Raw genomic sequence first — 20,730 nt, 5'->3', positions numbered from 1 at the left:
CGTTGCCCGTCCAAGACCCTTGGTGATAACCAACGGCTATGACCATGGACGTCCACGGCCGCGATCTGCGCTACTTCGTCGCGGTCGCCGAGGAGCTGCACTTCACCCGCGCCGCCGAGCGGCTGTACGTCTCACAGCCCGCGCTGAGCAAGCAGATCCGGGCGCTGGAGCGGCAGTTGGGGGCGGAGCTGCTGCGGCGCGACCGGCACGGGGTGGCGCTGACACCGGCGGGCGAGGCGCTGCTGCCGCACGCACGCGCCGTACTGGCCGCGTGGGAGGCGGGCGCGGCGGCCGTGGAGGCGGCCAAGGCCGCCCAGCGCAGCACGCTGGTCGTGGGCATGAGCACCAGTCCGGGCCGGGGCGGGCTGCTGCCGGCCATCCGCTCCCGCTTCACCGCCGCGCACCCGGAGACGACGGTCCGGCTGCGCCAGATGAGCTGGGACGATCCGACGGCGGGCCTGGCGGACGGGACCGTGGACGTCGCCTTCGTGTGGCTGCCGCTGCCCGACGAGGAGCGCTACGCCTGGACGGTGGTCGCCGAGGAACCCCGGCTGCTCGCCCTTCCCGAGACACACCCGCTCGCCGCCCGTCCCGAGATCGACTTCGCCGAGCTGCTGGACGAGCCGTTCCTCGCCCTGCCCGAGAGCGCGGGCCGGCTCCGGGACCACTGGCTCGCCCTGGACGCCCGCGCGGGCCGGCCGCCCCGGATCGGCGCGGAGATCTCCGGGGCGGAGGAGACGTACGAAGCACTCGTCGCGGGCCTGGGCGTCTGCCTGGTGGCGGAGGGCAACGCCCCGCTGATCAGCCTGGGCGGCGTCACCACCCGCCGGGTCCGGGGCATCGGGCCGAGCCGCTATGCGCTGGCGTGGCGACGGGAGGACGGCAGCCGACCGCTGGTACGGGCGTACGCGGAGGCATGTCGAGAGACGGTGCGCTGAGCTAGGCCGCGGCCGCCAGCACCGCCTCCGCGACCCGCTCCAGCGACCCGGGATGCAGCCACAGGAACAGATTCGGCTCCACCAACTCCAGCTCCATCAGCCGGGGTTCGCCCTCCTCCCCGTCCACGAGATCCACCCGCGCGTACAGCAGCTCTGCACCACCGGGCACCACACCCAACGCCTTCTCGGCGACAGCCAGTTCGGCCTCCGTCGGCTGCCAGCGCTCCAGGTCGGGATGCGCCACCTTGTCCGCGTCGTACGGCGTGCCGGGCGCGAGGACGGCGCCCTTGCGGCTGGCGTGCAGCAGCCGGCCGCCGAAGAACTGCAGCGCCCGTTCCCCGCCGGCGTCGATGCCGCGCATATACGGCTGGACCATCGCGGTGAAGCCCTCGGCGTGCATCCGGGCGAGGTGCCGTACCGCCGTCTCGTGCCGGTCGGGCGTGTAGCGGGCGGCGAACCGGGCGCCGGCACCCGAGGTCGGCTTGATCACGTATTCGTGGTCGTCGGGCAGGTCGGCCGGCTCGCCCGGCGCTATGTAGCGCGTGGGGACGGTGGGGACGCCGGCCGCCGCCAGCTCGCCGAGGTAGCGCTTGTCGGTGTTCCAGCGCACCACGGGCGCCGGATTGGCGAGCCGGGTCAGCGCGCCGACCCGGTCCACCCAGGCCCCGAACTCCGCGGCGCGCCAGCTGTAGTCCCAGGTGGAGCGGATGACGACGAGGTCGTAGCCGCCCCAGTCGGCGTCCGGGTCGTCCCAGTACCGCGCCTCCGCCTCGGCGCCCGCGTCCGTGAGCGCCCGTACCAGCTCCGGCAGGTCGGTGTCCTTGCCGGGCTCGGCGCCGGGGTCGTAGGTGGCGAGGGCGATGCGGGGCACGGCGGACTCCCTGTCGTACGGCGGTTCGGTCAACGGCGAGGCTAACAACCGCGGGGAACCGGAGCACCGCGGTTGACCTTCACCTTTGGTGAAGCCCCAGCATCGGTGGCGGAGGACGAGGAGCGCGAGGTGCTCATGGAGCTGCTGACGATCGGCGCCTTCGCGAGGGCGAGCCGGCTCTCGCCGAAGGCGTTGCGGCTGTACGACGAGCTGGAGTTGCTGCGGCCCGCCCGGGTCGACCCCGGCACCGGCTACCGCTACTACGCCGTCGAGCAGCTCCGGCAGGCCCGGCTCGTGGCCTGGCTGCGGCGGCTGGGCATGCCGCTGGCCGAGATCCGCGCGGTGTGCGCCCTGGACCCGGCAGCCGCCGCGCGGGAGATCCGGGCGTACTGGGCGCGGGTCGAGGCGGAGACGGCCGTACGGCGGGATCTCGCCGCGTTCCTCGTGGACCAGCTGACCGACCAGTCGAGAAGGGACCACACCATCATGCTGGAACTGTGCTGTTCCGCCCACTCCGACCGCGGGCTCGTCCGCCCCGCCAACCAGGACACCGTGTACGCGGGCCGCAGACTGCTCGCCGTGGCCGACGGTTTCGGCCCGGCGGGGACGCCCGCGAGCAGCGCGGCGGTGGAGGCTCTGCGGTTCTTGGACGAGGCCGAGGAACTGCCCGCGGACGGTGTGCTGAGCGTGCTGGAGGACGCGGTGCGCTCCGCGGACGCGGCGGTGTGCGATGTGGCCGAGGGCACCGAGGAGGTCGGCACCACGCTGACGGCGCTGCTGTGGACGGGGGCGCGACTCGCGCTGGCCCACATCGGCGACTCACGGGCGTATCTGCTGCGGGACGGGGACTTGATCCGCATGACCCGGGACCACCGGGTGGAGCCGGAGTCGCTGCTGCTGCTCAAGGCCCTGGCCGGCGGGATGGACCCGGTGCCGGACGTGCGCCTGCAGGAGGTCCGGGAGGGGGACCGGTATCTGCTGTGCTCCGACGGGCTGACCGGGGTGGTGCCGGACGCCCGGATACGGGAGGCGCTGCGCACGTCCTCCGCACCGGGCGACGCCGTGGTAGCGCTCATCACGGCGGCCAACGAGGCGGGTGGCCCCGACAACGTCAGCTGCGTGGTCGCCGACATCGTGGCGGCGGCCGCCTGAGGCAGGGCGGGACTGCGGCCCACCGCGCCCGCAGCCGCAAACGGTGAGGGCCGGCAGGCGGCCGGCCGCCGGTGCGCGTGGCCGAGTTGCGGCTCGCGGCGGACTTGAGCGCGGTCGTCGGGGCCGGGCTCCTGGTGTAGGAAGGGTGGCGACGGTCGACCGACAGTTAGGAGTGCGCCGCGTGTCCTCCCTCTTCCCCGCTGTGACGGGCGGTCCGGGCGAGCGCATCGCCCTGCGGTTCGGCGAACGGTCGCTGACGTACGGCGAGCTGGCCGGGGCCGCCGGTGCGCTCGCCGCCCGGCTGCGCGGTGCCGGCCGGGTGGCCGTGTGGGCCACTCCGGAGCTGGAGACCGCCGTCGCCGTGACGGGCGTGCTGCTCGCCGGGGCGGCCGCGGTGCCGCTGAACCCGAAGTCGGGCGAGAAGGAACTCGCGCACATCCTCTCCGACAGCGCGCCGAAGCTGGTGCTGGCCGCGCCGGGCACCCAACTCCCCGACGTGCTGGGCGAGTTGGAGCGGATCGATGTCGACGCGTCCGCCCGGACCGGCGCCGTACCGGAGGAGGCGGCCACCGACGGGGACCCGGCGCTGATCGTCTACACCTCCGGCACCACCGGCGCGCCCAAGGGTGCCGTCCTGCCCCGCCGGGCCCTCGCGACCACCCTGGACGCGCTCGCCGACGCCTGGCAGTGGACGGCGGACGATGTGCTGGTGCAGGGGCTGCCGCTGTTCCATGTGCACGGGCTCGTGCTGGGCGTCCTCGGCCCGCTGCGGCGCGGCGGCAGCGTCCGGCACCTGGGCCGGTTCTCCACCGAGGGCGTGGCGCGGGAGCTGAACTCCGGCGCGACCATGCTGTTCGGCGTGCCGACGATGTACCACCGCATCGCCGAGGCCCTGCCGGGCGACCCGCAGCTGGCCGCCGCCCTCGGGCGGGCCCGGCTGCTGGTCTCCGGCTCGGCCGCGCTGCCCGTGCACGACCACGAGCGGATCGCGGCGGCGACCGGGCGCCGGGTGATCGAGCGGTACGGCATGACGGAGACGCTGATGAACACCAGCGTGCGGGCCGACGGTGAGCCGCGCGCGGGCACCGTGGGCGTGCCACTGCCCGGTGTCGAGCTGCGGCTCGTGGAGGAGGACGGGACGGCGATCACCGCGTACGACGGGGAGAGCGTCGGAGAGATCCAGGTGCGCGGGCCGAACCTGTTCACCGGGTATCTGAACCGGCCCGACGCCACGGCCGCCGCGTTCACCGCCGACGGGTTCTTCCGCACCGGTGACATGGCCGTCCGCGAGCCCGACGGCTATGTGCGGATCGTCGGGCGCAAGGCCACGGACCTGATCAAGAGCGGCGGATACAAGATCGGGGCCGGTGAGATCGAGAACGCGCTGCTGGAGCACCCGGGAGTGCGGGAGGCGGCCGTCACCGGGGAGCCGGACGCGGACCTGGGCGAGCGGATCGTCGCCTGGATCGTCCCGGCGGATCCGCAGGCGCCGCCCGCCGCCGAGGAGTTGGCCGACCACGTGGCCCGTCGCCTCGCCCCGCACAAGCGCCCCCGTGTCGTCCGCTATCTGGACGCGCTCCCCCGCAACGACATGGGGAAGATCATGAAGCGGGCGCTGGCCGATGTCTGAGCGCCACTCGGCCCGGGAGATCCTGGCCCTGGTCGCGGACCCGGGCAGCTTCAGTGAACTCCCGTATGTTGTAAGGGAGTTGACGTCCGACGCACCCCTCGGCTGGCAGGGCTACGACGCCTCGCGCGCCCGTGCCGCCGAACGCACCGGCGAAGAGGAGTCGGTCGTCTGCGGCACCGCGAGCGTCGAGGGCACCCCGGCCGTGCTGATCGCCTTCGAGTTCGGCTTCCTGGGCGGCTCCCTGGGCGAGCGCACCGGAGACCGGCTGGAGGCGGCGTACGGCCATGCCCGAGCGCACCGGTTGCCGGTCGTGCCCCTCATCGCGACCGGGGGCAGCCGGATGCAGGAGGGCATGCTCGCGCTGAGCCAACTCCAGCGCGTGGCCCGGCAGTCGGCGCTCACCCGGGAGTCCGGGCTGCCGCAGATCGCGGTGCTGCGGGACCCGACGACCGGCGGCGGCTGGGCCACGCTCGGCGCCGGAGCGGACGTCGTCCTGGCCCTGCCGGGCGCCCAGGTGGGCTTCGCGGGTTCCCGGGTCCGGCCCGCCGACGCCGACCCGGCGGCCTACACCGCCGAGGGGCAGGCGGCAGTGGGCTCGGCGGACGCGGTGGTACGGCCCGAGGCGCTGCGGGAGACGCTGGGACAGTGGCTGCGGCTGCTCACCACCCCCGCGCAGGAGGCCCCCGTGCCACCGGCCCTCGGCATCGCCGGCCTGCCCGCCACCGGCTGGGAGGCCGTCCGCCGGGCACGCTCCCCCGAACGCCCGCGCGCACAGGCGTACCTGGACGCCTGTTTCACTCACCGCCGCGAGATCAGCGGCGACCGGTGCGGGGGTACGGACACCGGCGGCATGCTGTGCGGGTTCGGTGAGCACAACGGCCGTACCGTCGCGTTCGCCGCGCAGACCGGAACCGCGACCCGGCCCGCCGGGTACCGCACCGCCGCCCGGCTGATCCGGCTCGCGGACCGGCTGGGCATCCCGGTGCTGACGCTGGTGGACACCCCGGGCGCCGCCAACGACGCGGAGGCGGAGCGGCAGGGGGCCGGCGCGGCCATCGCGGAGGTCTTCGGGGCGCTGGCGTCCGCCCGGGTCCCGATCACCACCCTGGTCATCGGCGAGGGCGGCTCCGGCGGGGCCCTGGCGCTGGCCGCACCGGGCAACACCTGGGCCACGCCTGACAGTTACTTCTCGGTGATCGCCCCGGAACTGGCGGCCGCCATACTCAAACGGCCGAAGGACGACGTGGAGGCGACCGCCGAGCAGCTGCGGATCCGGCCGCAGGACCTGGTGGAGCTGGGGGTGATCAGAGGGATCGTGCACCACCCCACCGAGTCCTTGTCGTCGTAGGCCGAGGCCCGTAGCGAGCGGACAGGTTCAGTCGCCTTCCGTCACAATGGAGTTGGCGGATGAGGGAGAGCACGGGGGGCTGACCATGAGCAGACTGGTGGAGTTCACCACGGAGGACGGTGCCGTGGTCGTGGTGGAGACCGCGGACCCGGCTGGCGGCACCCGCCTCGTCTCCCGCGGTGACGGACCGGCCGCCCAGGCCACCCGCACCTTCGAGGGCGCCCTGGACAGCGTGCGCGCGGCGGCCCACTCCGCCCTGCGTGTCCTCCGGGACGGCGCTCTGCGCCCGGACTCCGTGCAACTGGAGTTCGCCGTGAAGCTGACCGCCGAGGCGGGCGCCGTGATCGCCAAGGGCGCGGCGGAGGGACAGCTGGTGGTGCGGCTGGGGTGGTCGGCGGAGCGTCCGGCGGTGGAGCAGCGGACGGAGCCGGTCTCGGCGGACGCGTCGGACACCTCGGCGGTGAGCGGCTCGGAGCCGGCGTCACGGTCATGAGAGGTGCTTCCTGGCACGCCCGCATCGAGTGCGCGGGCACGGTGGCCGGCGCGGGCTTCCTGGTGACTCCCACCACCGTGCTGACCTGCGCGCATGTCGTGCGGGACAGTGAGCCGGGGACGCTGACGGTGTCGTTCCCGCAGCGCCCTGACCTCGGTGGGCTGCCCGCGACGGTGGCCGTGCACGGCGGCTGGCGGGGCGGTGCCACCGACCCCGGCGACCTGGCCGTCCTCGAACTGGCCCGGGACGTGCCGCTGGCTCCGGCCCGGTTCGCCCCGCTGGACGCCGAACCGGCGCTGCCGGAGCTGGCTTTGGAGGCGTACGGCTTCCCCGAGGGTTACGACGAGGGGCAGCTCGCCTGGTACCGGGCACGGTCCGCCACGCGTATAGCGGGCGAGTGGGTGCAGCTGGAGGCCATGACCGGGCACGGGCAGCCGCTGACGCACGGCTTCAGCGGCGCCGCGGCGGCCCTGCCCGACGGCCGGGTGGTCGGCATGGTCGCGCAGGTGGCCGGCGAGCCCGGCGTGCTGGTCGCCCGCATGCTGCCCACCGAGGTGCTGGCCCGGCACTGGCCCGCGCTCGGGGAGCTGGTCCCGGCGCACCAGGGCGCAGGCGATCCGGCGCGGCGGGTGTACGAGCTGGTGCGGCGGGCCGAGGGCACCGGTCTCGTCTGCTCACCGGACCAGCTGTTCGTGGACGCCGTCGGCGACTTCGGTCCGCCGCTGCCGCCGGGCGGCTTCCCCTCGCTGCGGGCGGCGGCCGGCTATGTGCAGTGGGAGGTCGAGGGGCCGGCGGAGGCGCTCACCCGGTTCGCCGACCGGCTCACGGAACTGCTGGAGGGGCCCGGCCCGGCCGCACCGGCACCGGCCGGCTCCGCCGCCTGGGCGCCCATCCTGGTCGAGATCGACCGCAGCGGGGCCGGTCCCGACCAGGTCACGGTCGCGGTGTCGGCGTACCGCGACGGACGCCGGCGGCCCGTGGGCACGGTCCGGTTGCCGCGCGCCGAGGTGCAGGCCCACGTGCAACGGGGTATCGACCGAGCCTTCGCCGAACTCTCCTTCGGTGCCGACGAGTTGCTGGCCTTCGCGCTGCCGCGCGAGCTGCTGAACCTGCCGGTGGCGCACTGGGCGTGCAGCGCGGACGACCCCACGCCGCTCGGCTGTTCCCACCCGGTGGTCGTCACCGACCGCTCCCGGCACCACAGCGCCCGGCTGCGCCACCAGCTCGGCAAGCAGTGGCGGAAGCTGGACGCGGGCGGGAAGCCGGCGCTCCATCGCGTGGACTGCGACACCCCGGCCCTGGGTCTACGCAAACGCCTGCGCGAGCAGGAGGCGGGCCTGGCGGGCTTCGCCGCCCCGCCCACCGCCGTACCCGGGCACTTCGACATCGGCCTGAACATGCCCGTTCCCGTGCTGCTGTGGCCGCGCGAGGGCTGTCCCGGTGCCGCCGCACACACCGCACCGTGCACCGGTACGGCGTTCCTGGACGCCCTCGCCCCGCACGTGGAGGGCGTCCACCCGGCCGAACTGCCGAGACGGATCCAGCTGCTGCGGGAGGAGGCGGAGGAGGAGCCCGCACTGCACTGGGCGAGGGAGGTCCAGCTGCTGTGGGACGACCCGCGCTGCTTCCCCGAACCCGCCGCCAGCCTGCACACCCCCGTGGCCTGAGCCGACCGAGAAGGACCGCATCCCATGCCCCTATGGCCCGTGTACACCGGCGCGACGGAGCCGCACGACGGCATCACCCGGCTGCCGCCGCCCCCGCCCTGGCGGGCCTTCGACGGCGGCCCCGCGCTGAACACGCCCGCCGACGCCACCGACGCCGCGGCCACCTCGCCCGACCGCACCCACCGCGCGGAGACGTACCGGGCCACCCCGCGCACCGTCCAGCTGGTCAACGCGGCCCTGTACCTGCGGCGACCGCTGCTGGTCACCGGCCCACCCGGCACCGGCAAGTCCTCGCTGGCCTACGCGGTGGCCCGCGAGCTGAGACTGGGCCCGGTGCTGCGCTGGAACATCACCAGCCGCAGCACGCTGCAGGACGGCCTCTACCAGTACGACCCCCTCTCCCGCCTGTACGCCGCCCGTCAGGCCCCGGTGACGCCCACGCCGGAGGCGGGCCTGGAGGACCATCTGCGGCTCGGCCCCCTGGGCACGGCCCTGCTGCCCTACGCCCGCCCGCGTGCACTGCTCATCGACGAGATCGACAAGAGCGACCTGGACCTGCCCAACGACCTGCTGAACGTGCTGGAGGAGGGGCAGTACGAGATCCCCGAACTGGTCCGCGCCGCCCAGCACGTCCCGACGGCACGGGTGATGGTCGACGGCACCCACGACCAGGTCCCGGTCGAACGCGGCCGGGTCCGCTGCCGCGCGTTCCCCTTCGTCGTCCTGACCAGCAACGGCGAGCGCGAGTTCCCGCCCGCCTTCCTGCGCCGCTGTGTGACGCTGCGGCTGCGGCAGCCGGACGACCGGCAGCTGGCGGACATCGTCCGCGCCCACTTCGACGACGAGCCGGACGCCTACGCCCAGACCCTGATCAGCCGCTTCCTGTCCCGGGTGGGCGGCGGCGACCTGGCCACCGACCAACTGCTCAACGCGATCTACCTGGCCCGCTCCGCCGACCTGCCCGCCGACTCCCTGGACGACCTCGCGGCACAGCTGATGCCCTATCTCGGCGAAGGCCGGCACACCGATGGGCTCTGACGCCTCCGCGCCCGCGGACCCCCTCGCCCGCCTGGCCGACGCGCTGACCCGGGCGACGAGGGGGATGCGTCCCACGCCGCTGGAGCTGGCCGAACTGCTGTGGCTGGCACGGCAGATGGAACCGGAGCCCGCGGACGCCGATCCGGAGCACACCGCCACCGGCGCTCCCGGACCGGAGCCCGCCGAACCCCCGGCCCGGGAGCCGCTGCCCCAGCCACCCGCGGCACCGCCCCGGGAACGGCCCCCGACCCCGCCGCCGCAGCCCGCCCCGACCGGACCACGGCAAGCGCACCGGGCCCCGCTGCACCTGCCGTCGCCGGCGCCGGGCGACACCGGCCCGTACAGGGGCCTCCTCGCGCCCGCGCCGCCGATGCTGCGCCATCCCCTGGACCTGCAACGCGCACTGCGCCCGCTCAAACGTCACGCCGACGCCCCGGCCGGCCACCGGCTCGACGAGCACGCCACCGCCGACCGCATCGCCCGCCTCGGCGCCTCCCCCGACTGGTGGCTGCCGGTGCTGCGCCCCGCCAAGGAGCGCTGGCTGCGCCTCAACCTGGTGTACGACACGGGTCCGACGATGCCCGTGTGGCGTCCCCTCATGCGCGAACTGCACACGGCGCTCGCCCAGTCGGGCGTCTTCCGCACGGTGAGCCCGGTCCGGGTCACGCCCGAGGGCACGGTGCACGGCGAGGGCACGTTCGGCCCGGCCGACGGCCGCACCGTCACCCTGGTGATCAGCGACTGCATGGGCCCGCAGTGGCGGCCCGGCCCGGCGGGCGGCCGCTGGGAGGCGACCCTGCGCCGCTGGTGCCGCCGGATGCCGGTGGCCGTCGTACAGCCGCTGCCCGAGCATCTGTGGCGGGACACCGCGCTACCGACCGCGCCGGGCCTGCTGACCGCCCCGTCCCCGGCCGCTCCGGCCGCGGCGCTGGCGTTCGCCCCGTACGACGGCGATCCGGCGCGGTTCACGGGCCGGGGCACGGTCGCGCTGCCCGTCCTGGAGGCCGGTCCGCGGTGGCTGGCCAACTGGGCGGCCCTGCTGACCTCGGCCGGCGGCAGCGGAGTGCCGGGCTCGGCCGCGCCGCTGGGCAGCCACCCCGCCCCCGAGACCCGTACCGACCTCGGCCGGCTCTCCCCCGAGGAGTTGGTCCTGCGGTTCCGCGAGACCTCCTCCACGGAGGCGGTGCGGCTGGCCGGCCATCTGGCCGTGGGCCGCCCCGACCTGCCGGTGATGCGGCTGGTGCAGCGCGCGGTCGAGCCCGATCCGCGCCCCCAGCAACTGGCCGAGATCATTCTCAGCGGCCTGCTGACCACGGCCCCCGGACCACCGGGCAGCTACGCCTTCCGCCCCGGCGTGCGGGACCTCCTGCTGCGCGGGCTGCCCCGCTCGTCCCGCAACCGGGTGACGGACCTGCTGGCCCGGGCGGGCGGGCTGATCGAGGAGCGGGCGGGCACGGCACCGGGAGAGTTCCGCGCGGTGACACCGGCGGCGGACGGCACCGGGACGGAGGCGGCGCGCGGGGAGGCGTTCGCGACGGTACGCCCGGAGAGCGTGCGCAGGCTCACCGGAGCCGGGGGGCGGTCGGTGCCGCCGGGGGTGGGCGGCCGTTACCGGCTGCTGCGGCGGATGAGCCCGAGCGGCGCCCTCTGGCTGGCCGAGGACCCCGAGGAGAACCGGACGGTGGTGGTGCGGCTGCACGAGCCGGTCACCGACCGGGAGCGGCGCGCGCAGTTCCTCCGGGAGACGAAGGCGCTGAAGGGGCTCGACCACCCGAACGTGGTGACGGTCCACGAGTTCGGCATCGAGGACGACATCCCGTACGTCGTCATGGAACACCTGGACGGCATCCCGCTGAACACCTTGGCGGCACCGAACGGCTACCACCTGCCGGCGCCGCTGACGGTGTCCATCGGCGCGCAGCTCGCGCGCGCTCTGCGAGCCGCACGCGCGGGCTGGGTCCGGCACGGCGCCCTGGGCATGTCCCGGGTGGTGCTCCTGCCCGACGGCACGGTGAAACTCAGCCTGTTCGAGCCGTTCCTGCCGTCTAATGTGCCGAGGGACGAGGACGAGCGGGCGCTGGGTCAGCTGATGCTTCATCTGACCAACGGGAGCGCGCCGGCCGGTGCGAGGATGACCATGCTTCATCTCCCCGAGTCGTTGCGCCGGCCGTACACGGATGCGCTCTCCTGTCTGCTGTCCTCGCTGCACCGGAGCGCGGGCATGCCGACGCTCCAGAACGACCGGATGCTGGAGGAGGCCCGGAAGGCGTACCGCCCACGGTCCTACTCGCTCCTCGGCCCGGTGACCGTCGACGTACCCGGCCGCCCGGCGGAACTCCCGCCGCCGGCCCGCGCGCTGCTCGCCATGCTGCTGCTCCGGCACGGCCGCAAGGTGACGCACGACGAGCTGCGGGCCGGACTGTGGGCCCCCGCCGAGGAACCGAAGGACGCGATGGCGGTCCTGGGCCGCCTGGCGTCGGCGCTGCGCGAGACCCTGGGCCCCGGGGCCGCGCTGGCGACACTTCCCGACGGGTACGCCCTCCACGCCAGCGCCGACCGCGTGGACCTGCTCGACTTCGAAGAACTGGAGCGTACGGCCGCCGAGCTGGACGCTCGGGGCTTCGCCCGGCAGGCGCGGGACCACCTGGACCAGGCACTGGCCCTGTGGCACGACGCCGGCCCCCTCGCCGACGTCCCCGGCCCCGCCGCCCGCACCGCCCGCACCCGGCTCCTGCAGCTGCGCCTCGCCCTGTACCGCAGGCGGGCCGAACTCGACCTGGACCTGGGCGAGTTCGAGCGTGCGGCGGCGGACCTCGGCGAACTCCTGCGCGCGCACCCGGCACGCGCGGACTACCGCCGCCTGCTGCTGCTCGCGCTGCAGCGGCTGGGCCGCGTCGAGGAGGCCCTGGAGGCGTTCTGGGAGTACGAGGAGTCCGGCGGCGACGACCCCGCCCTGCTGGCTCTCGGGCACGAACTGCGCCGTGACCACGCCGACCACGCCGAGCCGGCGGACGCGGAGGAGCCCTCCGAGTACGACCCGGACCCCGGCCACGCCTGGACCGAGGGCCCCGACGGGCTGCCGCTGGGCTCGTTCCCCACCGAGGACGATCTGCCCTCGCTCCTGTACGGCCCCGAGGACGCGGCGGAGGACCGGCCGCTGCCGCAGGACGACGTGCCCGACAGTCTCTTTTCGGCGGAGGACGCCCCGACCGCTTCGGCCCTGCGCGCCGTGGCGCTCTTCGAGCTCGCGGACGGACCCGGGGACGCGGACGACGTGTCGGCGCTCGGCCGGGCGGTGGTGCGGCTGCTGCTGGCGGCCGGACTGGACCCGGACGACTACGAGCTGCGGACCGAGGGGAACGGATACCTTGTCCTGCTGCGCGTCGGTGTGCCGGAACTCGGGTTCCTCTCCGTCACCCTGCGGGAGTTCCGGGACCGGGTCGCGGAGACAGGCCGGTTGCGGTGGCGGGTGACGTTCGCGGAACCCTCGGACGACGACCCGGAGCTCTGGCGGGCGGCGGAGGGGTTCCCCGACCACGTGCTGGACGAGAGCGGCGCCCTGGGCGTCGTGACCTTCCCCGACGCGCTCCGGATCGGGCTGGCCGCGGGCGGCCTGCTGGACGGAGTCCCGGTGCTCGCGACCCGTTTCGGGCCGGCCAACGGCTGGTACGTCGTCGCGCCTGTGCCGGCCGCCGGTGCCGTCGAGCCGATTCAGGGTCCCTTCCGGCTGCCCGCCGGGGTGCCGCTGCCCGAGCCCGCGGGCAGGACGCGTGCCGTCGTCTTCACGGCATACGGTCCCGGGTTCACCCTTGACCGCCCCGGCGGCGACTCCTTCTACTACGAGGTGGATCTCACCCGGCGCCGGCTGGAGCTGACCGAACTGGGTCCGACGGTCAACGGCGTCCCCGCGTTCACACTCACCGGGGAGGCCGGCTGGCGGATCGAGGACCCGGTCCGTGCCGTGCCGGACGCGTCCCGGCGCGCTCCCTCCGCGCTCGTCGTCGAGCATGTGCGGGACAGCCTGGGCATGGTCTCGCCGCTCTACCCGCCGCGCCGGGCGGCCGAGGCCCACGCCCGGCTGGAAGAGGTGGTGCGCGATCACCCCCCGTCCGGGTACGCCGTCACCTGGCAGGGCTCGCTCACCCCGACCCGCGGCTCCCTGGTGGCCCCGCCTCGGGAAGAGGTCGCCGGAGAGCTCGTCGAGGCCCTGCGCACGGCCGATGCCGTGCTCCTCGGCTTCGACGGGGTGCTGACCCGCCTCTACGGCCGCCGGGGCGCCGACCGCGACGGGGCGACGCCCGTGCAGAAGGCGGCCCACCACCTGTCCCGCGAGTACGGCGGCGGGGAGAGCGGCAGCTACCTTCCCCCGCTCGACCTCCTTCGGGCCAGGAGGTCGATCTCGGGCAGCCGGCTCGAACGGGACGTGCGGCTGCTGGAGACGACCGCCGTACAGGACGCGGAGCCTGTGGCGAACGCCGAACTGTTGCTGCGCACTCTGGCTGACAAGGGCCTGCCGTTGGCCGTGGTCACCGACTGCTCGACGGAAGCGGCCACCATGTACCTGGCGCGGCGCCGGCTCCTCGAGGAGCTGGCCGGCGGCGTACACGGGCGTGACCGCCTCGACAGGCCGCTGATGCCCCATCCTCGGCGCATCCTCCAGGCCGTGGCCGGGCTCGGTGTGCCGCCGGACCGGTGCCTGATGATCGGCACCGGCGACGCGGAGTGGGAGGCGGCCCGCGCCGCCGGAGTCGTCTTCGTCTACGTGGACGCCGCATCCCTCGAGGTCCACCGCACTTCCGTGTTGACGAGCTTCGGCCTTTTACCTCTTCTGCGCGCCGCGCAGAGCCTGTGACGCGCCCAAGGCCGCGAAGAACCCCCCGTTCAGCGGCACCCCGCCCGGCCCCCTCCAGCAGGCGCCCGCCCCCGGGCGCCGCGCAGGATGCAGTGAGAGGAGGACACCCGCCGAGCGGCGGGCGCCCAAGGCCCGCGCACTCGGGAGGACCCGCCGTGACCGTCAGTCTGGAGCAGTTGCGCCGCTGCCACTTCGCCGTCGACCTGGGCGCGGCCCGCACCCGGGTGTATGTGAAGGGCGCCGGACTCATCGTCGACCAGCCCTCGGTCGCCGCCGTGAACACCCGTACCGGAGCGCTCATAGCCGTGGGCGACTTCGCGGAGCAGATGACGGGACGGACGCCGGGGTACATCCGGGTCGTCCGGCCCATCTCCGGCGGCACGGTGGTCGACATCGAGATGGCCCAGCGCATGCTGCGGCAACTGCTCGGCGACAAGGCGCGCCGTCAACTGCGCCGAAATCTCCGGCTGCGCGCGGCGGCCTGCACCCCGCACGACGCCGATCCGCTGGCCCAGCGGGCGACCGTCGAGACGCTGGTCGGGCTGGGGGCGCGCCGGGTCGAACTGGTGGACACGCTGATCGCCGCCGCGGTGGGGTGCGGGCTGCCGGTGGAGCTCCCCGAGGCCACGATGATCATGGTGTGCGGGGCCGCCGCCACCCAGGTGGCCGTCCTCTCGCTCGGGTCCATCGTCACCGCCGAGCGGATCCCGGTGGGTGGTGAGGCCGTGGACCACGCGATCGTGCAGCTCCTGCGGCACGAGCACGAGCTGATGCTGCCCAGCCAGTCGGTACGGCCGCTGCAGCTGGCCCTGTCCGGCAACGGGCTGACCCCGCAGGGCCCGGAGACCACGGAGATCCACGGCCGGGACGTGGCCACCGGGCTCGCCCGCAGTGTGCACGTCGACACCGCCACCGTGCGGGACGCGATCCAGACCCCGCTGACCGCCGTCCTGGACGGCATCGGCAAGGTGCTGCGCGGCTGCCCTCCCGACCTGGTCGCCGACCTCGCCGACCGCGGGATCATCATGGTCGGCGGCTCGGCGCTGCTGCCCGGCTTCGACCAGATGCTGCGGCAGGCCACCGGGATGCCGGTGCACATCGCCGAACGGCCCGACATCTGCGCGGTCCAGGGCCTCGGCGCCATGCTGGAGGGCAGGATCGAGCCACTCGTCCTGAACCCGCTGGCCGCCTGAGAACGTGGACCGCTTCGGCCGTGACCTGCCGGCCGGCGCCCAGCAGACCCTGCTGCAGGGCTCGATGGCGGCTCTGCTCCCCCACCTGCGGGCGCGGCGTCAGTACGGCAGGATGCGCCCCGACGGCGTCCTGCGGTCGATCTCCCGGTCGCGCGGGGCGGCGGGGCGTCGGATGACGCGTACCCGGATGCGACGGTCCATGACGCCCTCCCTCTGCCGAAGTGGCCCGGCGATCGGCACCGGTAGGAGGTGGGTGCCCAGGACACGGGCTGTTCAAGCATGTACGGGTCAACCAGTCGGGTGCGGGCGGCAGTCGGCGCGCCGGGTCAGTCCTTGATCTCGCAGATCGTCGCGCCGGAGCCGAGCGTCGCCCCGGCCTCGGCCCTGAGGCCGATGACGGTGCCGGACTTGTGGGCGTGGACCGGCTGCTCCATCTTCATCGCCTCCAGCACGACGACGAGGTCCCCCTCGGCGACGGTCCGGCCGTCCTCGACGGCGACCTTGACGATGGTGCCCTGCATCGGCGACGCCAGCGTGTCACCGGAGACCGCGGAACCGGACCTGCGGGCGCCGCCGCGCCGCCTGACCGAGCGGGTGGCCTCCGCCGCCGTGTCCGGCTGCGGCCTGCCGAGGGACGCCGGGACGGAGACCTCGATCCGTTTGCCGGCGACCTCGACGACGACGGTCTCGCGGCCCGAGCGCTCCTCCTCGGTGCCGCCGGCGCCGGGCGCGTAGGGCGGGACGGTGTTGTGGTACTCGGTCTCCATCCAGCGGGTGTGCACGCGGAACGGTTCGTCCGTGAAGGCGGGGTCGGTGACGACGGCGCGGTGGAAGGGCAGGGCGGTGGCCATGCCCTCGACCCGGAACTCGGCCAGGGCGCGGGCGGCCCGCCGCAGCGCCTGGGCGCGGGTGGCGCCGGTGACGACGAGCTTGGCGAGCAGGGAGTCCCAGGCGGGGCCGATCACGGAGCCGGTCTCCACACCGGCGTCCACGCGCACCCCGGGGCCGCCGGGCGGCTCCCAGCGGGTGACGGTGCCGGGGGCGGGCAGGAAGCCGCGGCCGGGGTCCTCGCCGTTGATGCGGAACTCGATGGAGTGGGCGCGGGGTTCGGGGTCGTCGTAGCCCAGCGGCTCGCCGTCGGCGATGCGGAACATCTCGCCGACCAGGTCGATGCCGGTGACCTCCTCGGTGACCGGGTGCTCGACCTGGAGGCGCGTGTTGACCTCCAGGAAGGAGATGGTGCCGTCCTGCCCGACGAGGAACTCGCAGGTTCCGGCGCCGACGTACCCGGCCTCCTTGAGGATGGCCTTGGACGCGGAGTACAGCTGCTCGGTCTGCGCACCGGTCAGGAACGGGGCCGGCGCCTCCTCGACCAGCTTCTGGTGCCGGCGCTGCAGCGAGCAGTCGCGGGTGGACACGACGACGACGTTGCCGTGGGTGTCGGCCAGGCACTGGGTCTCCACGTGGCGGGGCCGGTCGAGGCAGCGCTCCACGAAGCACTCCCCGCGCCCGAACGCGGCGACGGCCTCGCGCACGGCGGAGTCGTACAGCTCGGGGATCTCCTCGAGGGTGCGGGCCACCTTCAGGCCCCGGCCGCCGCCGCCGAACGCGGCCTTGATCGCGATCGGCAGGCCGTGCCGCTCGGCGAAGGCGACGACCTCGTCCGCACCGGAGACCGGGCCGGGGGTGCCGGCGACGAGGGGCGCGCCGGCACGCCGGGCGATGCCGCGGGCGGCGACCTTGTCACCGAGGTCGCGGATGGCCTGCGGGCCGGGGCCGATCCAGGTCAGTCCGGCGTCCAGGACGGACTGGGCGAAGTCGGCGTTCTCGGAGAGGAATCCATAGCCGGGGTGGACGGCGTCGGCACCGGAGCCGGCGGCGGCCCGCAGCACCTTGACCTGGTCGAGGTAGCTGGTGGCGGGGGTGTCGCCGCCCAGCGCGAAGGCCTCGTCGGCGGCCCGGACGTGCGGCGCGTCCCGGTCCGGGTCGGCGTACACGGCCACCGAGGCGATGCCGGTGTCCCTGCACGCCCGCGCGACCCGGACCGCGATCTCACCGCGGTTGGCGATCAGCACCTTGCGCAAGACCATGGTCTGTTCCCGTCTTCTCTCGGTGACGTGCGACAGTGGATTCGGCTGCTGTGCGTGCGGGACCACGGCTCAGTCGATGCCGCGGTGGATGTGCGGGTCGAGCACGGCCTCCTCCTCGTCCTCCCCGGCGAGCAGGGGAAGGGGCAGGGCGGGTTCCTCGCGCTCGAAGGGCTGCTCGTGCGGGTGCGTGCCTGGTGGCGGCTCCATCCGCGTCGCTCCTCCGTTTCGCCGCTGGGCTGTTGACGGGACGTCAGCTCTGCCAGCTGAGCGGGGAGCGGTAGAACGCGTTGCGCTCCGGGCGCTCCCAGCCCGGGACGACCGGGGCGACCGGCCGGTCCCCGGGCCGGGCGGCACCGGTGCCGGCGCGGGTGAGGAGTACGGCGGTCAGGGCCGCCAGTTCCTCGTCGGAGAGGGTGCCGCGCTCGACGCGGACGGACCGCTGGTCCACGGGTTCCATGACGGTGGTCACCGGTTCACTCCTTCTGCCCGGTCAGTGGGGCGGGTTGCCGTGTTTGCGGGCCGGCAGGCCGGCGTGCTTGGTGCGCAGCATGTGCAGGGAGCGGATGAGCACCTGCCGGGTGTCGGCGGGGTCGATGACGTCGTCGACCAGGCCGCGTTCGGCGGCGTAGTACGGGTGCATCAGCTCGGCCTTGTACTCCTCGACCACGCGCCGGCGCATGGCCTCGGGGTCCTCGGCGGCCTGGATCCGACGGCGGAAGACCACGCCCGCGGCGCCCTCGGCGCCCATCACCGCGATCTCGTTGGTCGGCCAGGCGTACGACAGGTCCGCTCCGACGGAGCGGGAGTCCATGACGATGTAGGCACCACCGTAGGCCTTGCGCAGGATCAGCTGGATCCTCGGCACGGTGGCGTTGCAGTAGGCGTACAGCAGCTTGGCGCCGTGCCGGATGATGCCGCCGTGCTCCTGGTCGACGCCGGGCAGGAAGCCGGGCACGTCCAGCAGGGTGACGACGGGCATGTTGAAGGCATCGCACATCTGCACGAAGCGGGCGGCCTTGTCGCTGGCGTCGATGTCCAGGACCCCGGCGAGGGACTGGGGCTGGTTGGCGACGATCCCGACGGCCTGGCCGTCCAGCCGGGCCAGGGCGACGAGCACGTTGGTCGCCCAGCGCTCGTGGATCTCGAGGTACTCGCCGTCGTCCACGACCGCCTCCAGGACGGCCCGCATGTCGTAGGGCCGGTTGCCGTCGGCCGGCACCAGATCCAGCAGCTCCTCGCAGCGCCGGTCGGCCGGGTCCCTGGTGACGGCCCGGGGCGCGGTCTGGCGGTTGTTCTGGGGCAGATAGGACAGCAGGTAGCGGACCTCCTCCAGGCAGGACTCCTCGTCGTCGTGGACGAAGTGGGCGACGCCGGAGACCTCGGCGTGCACATCCGCGCCGCCCAGGCCGTTCTGGGTGACCTGCTCGCCGGTGACGGCCTGGACCACGTCGGGTCCGGTGATGAACATCTGCGAGGTGTCGCGGACCATGAAGACGACGTCGGTGAGCGCCGGGGAGTACGCGGCGCCGCCGGCGCAGGGGCCGAGCATGACGGAGATCTGCGGGATGACCCCGGAGGCCTTGGTGTTGCGGGCGAAGATGCCGCCGTAGCCGGCCAGCGCGCTGACGCCCTCCTGGATGCGGGCCCCGGCGCCGTCGTTGAGGGAGACCAGTGGCGCGCCGGCCGCGATGGCCATGTCCATGATCTTGTGGATCTTGGTGGCGTGCGCCTCCCCCAGCGCGCCGCCGAAGATGCGGAAGTCGTGGGCGTACACGAACACCGTGCGCCCGTGCACCGTGCCCCAGCCGGTGACCACGCCGTCGGTGTAGGGCCGCTTGTTCTCCAGCCCGAACCCCGTGGCCCGGTGCCGGCGCAGCGGCTCGACCTCGTTGAACGATCCCTTGTCCAGGAGCAGTTCGATCCGCTCCCGTGCCGTCAGCTTGCCCTTGGCGTGCTGTGCCCGCGTCGCCTGCTCGCCCGGGCCGGCCGTGGCCTGATCCCGGATGTCCCGCAGCTTGGCCACCCGGCAGTGGGTGCTGTCCGTGGTCACCACGTGAGCCTCCTCGTCGTTTCCGCCTGTGAGGGAACGCCGGAAATGCCGCGCCGGTAAATGTAGCCGCCGAACTCACCGGCCAGGAAGGAAACAACGGCGATGGTCTCGTTCGCGTTTCCGGCAACGGTTCGGTGTCATATCGGTTGAGTGATTCCCGTGAACTCGAAGTGTTTTGGTGACGCGTGGGTGAACGGGCTCGTCGCGATCACTCGGGTACGGCAATTCCCTGTCAGCGCAACACCAGTCGAGAACACAGCACGCTCGGGAGACTGGCGGTATCAGGCCACAGGAGAAGCGCTTTCATTCGAGGGTAGGTGGCGTGAAACTATCGGGGGCCAGTGTGATTCAACCGGCAGGCATCAATCCGACTCAGGTCGAAAGCGTCCCCATCATGTCGCTGCGGGCCGGCGAGTCGCCGCGGCTGAACGGGGACGACAAGGCACACATCGCCAGGCTCGCCGAGACGGAGGGGCCACTGCCGCCCATCCTGGTGGACCGGCGCACCATGCGGGTGATCGACGGGATGCACCGCCTGATGGCGGCGTCCCTCCAGGGCCGCCAGTCCATCGACGTGGTCTTCTTCGACGGCAGCGAGGCGGACGCGTTCCTGCGCGGCGTCCAGGAGAACGTCACGCACGGGCTGCCGCTCACCCAGGCCGACCGCCGGGCGGCCGCCGAGCGCATCATCGGGACGCACCCGCACCTGTCCGACCGGGCCATAGGCCAGGTGACGGGCCTGGCCGCGAGGACCGTCGCCGCGATAAGGAAACGTTCAACTGAAGAGTCGGCGCAGTCGAACGCCAGGGTGGGCAGGGACGGCAGGGTCCGGCCGCTGGACAGCAGCGAGGCCCGGCGGCGCGCCGCGGAACTGCTCACCGGGCAGCCGAGGGCGTCGCTGCGGCACGTGGCGCGCGCGGCGGGCATCTCCCCGGCGACGGTCCTCGACGTGCGCAAGCGCCTCGAGCGCGGCGAGTCACCGGTGCCGCAGCGGCCCGCCGCGACCGGCACCGACGGGTCCGGAGAGGCGGCCGCGGAGGCGGCCGCGGCCGCCTCTCCGGCCCGGGAACCGCTCGATCCGCCACGGCGTCCGGGCACCCGGACCCCGGCCGCCGCCGACCCGGCCGCCACCGTGGAGAGACTGCTGCGCGACCCGTCTCTGCGGAACACCGAACGCGGAAAGGGAATGCTCCGCCTGTTGCACATCAATGCCGTCGGAGAGGCCCAACTGCCCGACACGGTCGAAGCCGTGCCTCCGCACTGCGCCGCGATCGTCGTGCAGCTCGCCCGTCATTACTCGAAGATGTGGCAGGACTTCGCCAAGGAACTCGACGGCAGGGCGCGGATCGCGGACCCGTCGGCCGCCGGACGCTGACGTTTCCCGGAAACCTCGGGGAAACAGAACAAG

Annotated in this window: 15 protein-coding genes; 10 read left to right on the top strand and 5 right to left on the bottom strand. The window is 74.0% G+C overall.

From position 1 onward, the window contains the following. Window positions 1-38: 38 nt before the first annotated feature. On the top strand, window positions 39-938 hold the full coding sequence (locus ACWDEN_RS24115; RefSeq protein ID WP_450860106.1) for a LysR family transcriptional regulator: 900 nt from the start codon (window positions 39-41) through the stop codon (window positions 936-938). A gap of 1 nt (window position 939) precedes the next feature. On the opposite strand, the gene ACWDEN_RS24110 is transcribed toward ACWDEN_RS24115, so the two are convergent. Continuing rightward, a complete protein-coding gene (locus tag ACWDEN_RS24110; RefSeq protein WP_450860105.1) occupies window positions 940-1,809 on the bottom strand; it encodes an ATP-grasp domain-containing protein in 870 nt (289 codons plus the stop codon). 135 nt (window positions 1,810-1,944) lie between these two features. Between ACWDEN_RS24110 and ACWDEN_RS24105 the strand changes: the two genes are divergently transcribed. The 8 genes from ACWDEN_RS24105 (at window position 1,945) to ACWDEN_RS24070 (ending at window position 15,182) form a co-directional block, all read left to right on the top strand. Then, the gene (locus ACWDEN_RS24105; protein ID WP_351608282.1) at window positions 1,945-2,961 is read left to right on the top strand and encodes a MerR family transcriptional regulator; all 1,017 of its coding nucleotides are present in this window, start codon (window positions 1,945-1,947) and stop codon (window positions 2,959-2,961) included. A gap of 181 nt (window positions 2,962-3,142) precedes the next feature. Next, complete coding sequence (locus ACWDEN_RS24100; RefSeq protein WP_450860104.1) at window positions 3,143-4,591, top strand: acyl-CoA synthetase; 1,449 nt, start codon at window positions 3,143-3,145, stop codon at window positions 4,589-4,591. Continuing rightward, window positions 4,584-5,939 (top strand): carboxyl transferase domain-containing protein, encoded by a 1,356-nt coding sequence (locus ACWDEN_RS24095; protein ID WP_450860103.1) that lies wholly within the window; start codon window positions 4,584-4,586, stop codon window positions 5,937-5,939. Before ACWDEN_RS24100 ends, ACWDEN_RS24095 begins: the two co-directional genes overlap by 8 nt. Before the next feature lie 85 nt (window positions 5,940-6,024). After that, window positions 6,025-6,432 (top strand): CU044_2847 family protein, encoded by a 408-nt coding sequence (locus tag ACWDEN_RS24090; RefSeq protein WP_351608247.1) that lies wholly within the window; start codon window positions 6,025-6,027, stop codon window positions 6,430-6,432. After that, a complete protein-coding gene (locus tag ACWDEN_RS24085; RefSeq protein WP_450860102.1) occupies window positions 6,429-8,099 on the top strand; it encodes a VMAP-C domain-containing protein in 1,671 nt (556 codons plus the stop codon). Before ACWDEN_RS24090 ends, ACWDEN_RS24085 begins: the two co-directional genes overlap by 4 nt. 24 nt (window positions 8,100-8,123) lie before the next feature. After that, window positions 8,124-9,137, top strand: a complete 1,014-nt coding sequence (locus ACWDEN_RS24080; protein WP_351608243.1) for an AAA family ATPase — start codon at window positions 8,124-8,126, stop codon at window positions 9,135-9,137. Beyond that, complete coding sequence (locus ACWDEN_RS24075; protein ID WP_450860101.1) at window positions 9,127-13,989, top strand: SAV_2336 N-terminal domain-related protein; 4,863 nt, start codon at window positions 9,127-9,129, stop codon at window positions 13,987-13,989. Before ACWDEN_RS24080 ends, ACWDEN_RS24075 begins: the two co-directional genes overlap by 11 nt. Before the next feature lie 155 nt (window positions 13,990-14,144). Further along, the gene (locus ACWDEN_RS24070; RefSeq protein WP_351608237.1) at window positions 14,145-15,182 is read left to right on the top strand and encodes a rod shape-determining protein; all 1,038 of its coding nucleotides are present in this window, start codon (window positions 14,145-14,147) and stop codon (window positions 15,180-15,182) included. Between the two features lie 326 nt (window positions 15,183-15,508). Here ACWDEN_RS24070 and ACWDEN_RS24065 read toward each other — a convergent pair whose 3' ends face one another. The 4 genes from ACWDEN_RS24065 to ACWDEN_RS24050 all read right to left on the bottom strand — a co-directional run bounded on the left by ACWDEN_RS24065 (window position 15,509) and on the right by ACWDEN_RS24050 (window position 19,325). After that, entirely contained in the window at window positions 15,509-17,266 is a 1,758-nt protein-coding gene (locus tag ACWDEN_RS24065) for an acetyl/propionyl/methylcrotonyl-CoA carboxylase subunit alpha (protein ID WP_450860134.1), read from the bottom strand. 75 nt (window positions 17,267-17,341) lie between these two features. Next, window positions 17,342-17,479, bottom strand: coding sequence for a hypothetical protein (locus ACWDEN_RS24060; protein WP_450860100.1), 138 nt, complete (start codon window positions 17,477-17,479; stop codon window positions 17,342-17,344). 43 nt (window positions 17,480-17,522) lie between these two features. Then, entirely contained in the window at window positions 17,523-17,741 is a 219-nt protein-coding gene (locus ACWDEN_RS24055) for an acyl-CoA carboxylase subunit epsilon (protein WP_450860099.1), read from the bottom strand. 21 nt (window positions 17,742-17,762) lie between these two features. After that, on the bottom strand, window positions 17,763-19,325 hold the full coding sequence (locus ACWDEN_RS24050) for an acyl-CoA carboxylase subunit beta (RefSeq protein WP_450860098.1): 1,563 nt from the start codon (window positions 19,323-19,325) through the stop codon (window positions 17,763-17,765). Window positions 19,326-19,716: 391 nt separating this feature from the next. On the opposite strand from ACWDEN_RS24050, the gene ACWDEN_RS24045 reads away from it, so the two are divergent. Beyond that, a complete protein-coding gene (locus tag ACWDEN_RS24045; RefSeq protein WP_351608223.1) occupies window positions 19,717-20,697 on the top strand; it encodes a ParB/RepB/Spo0J family partition protein in 981 nt (326 codons plus the stop codon). Window positions 20,698-20,730 lie beyond the last annotated feature (33 nt).

This window comes from Streptomyces sp. NPDC001153, assembly GCF_053598315.1.
The sequence above is the reverse complement of the archived record's forward strand: the minus strand, read 5'-3'. Positions and strand labels throughout refer to the sequence as shown.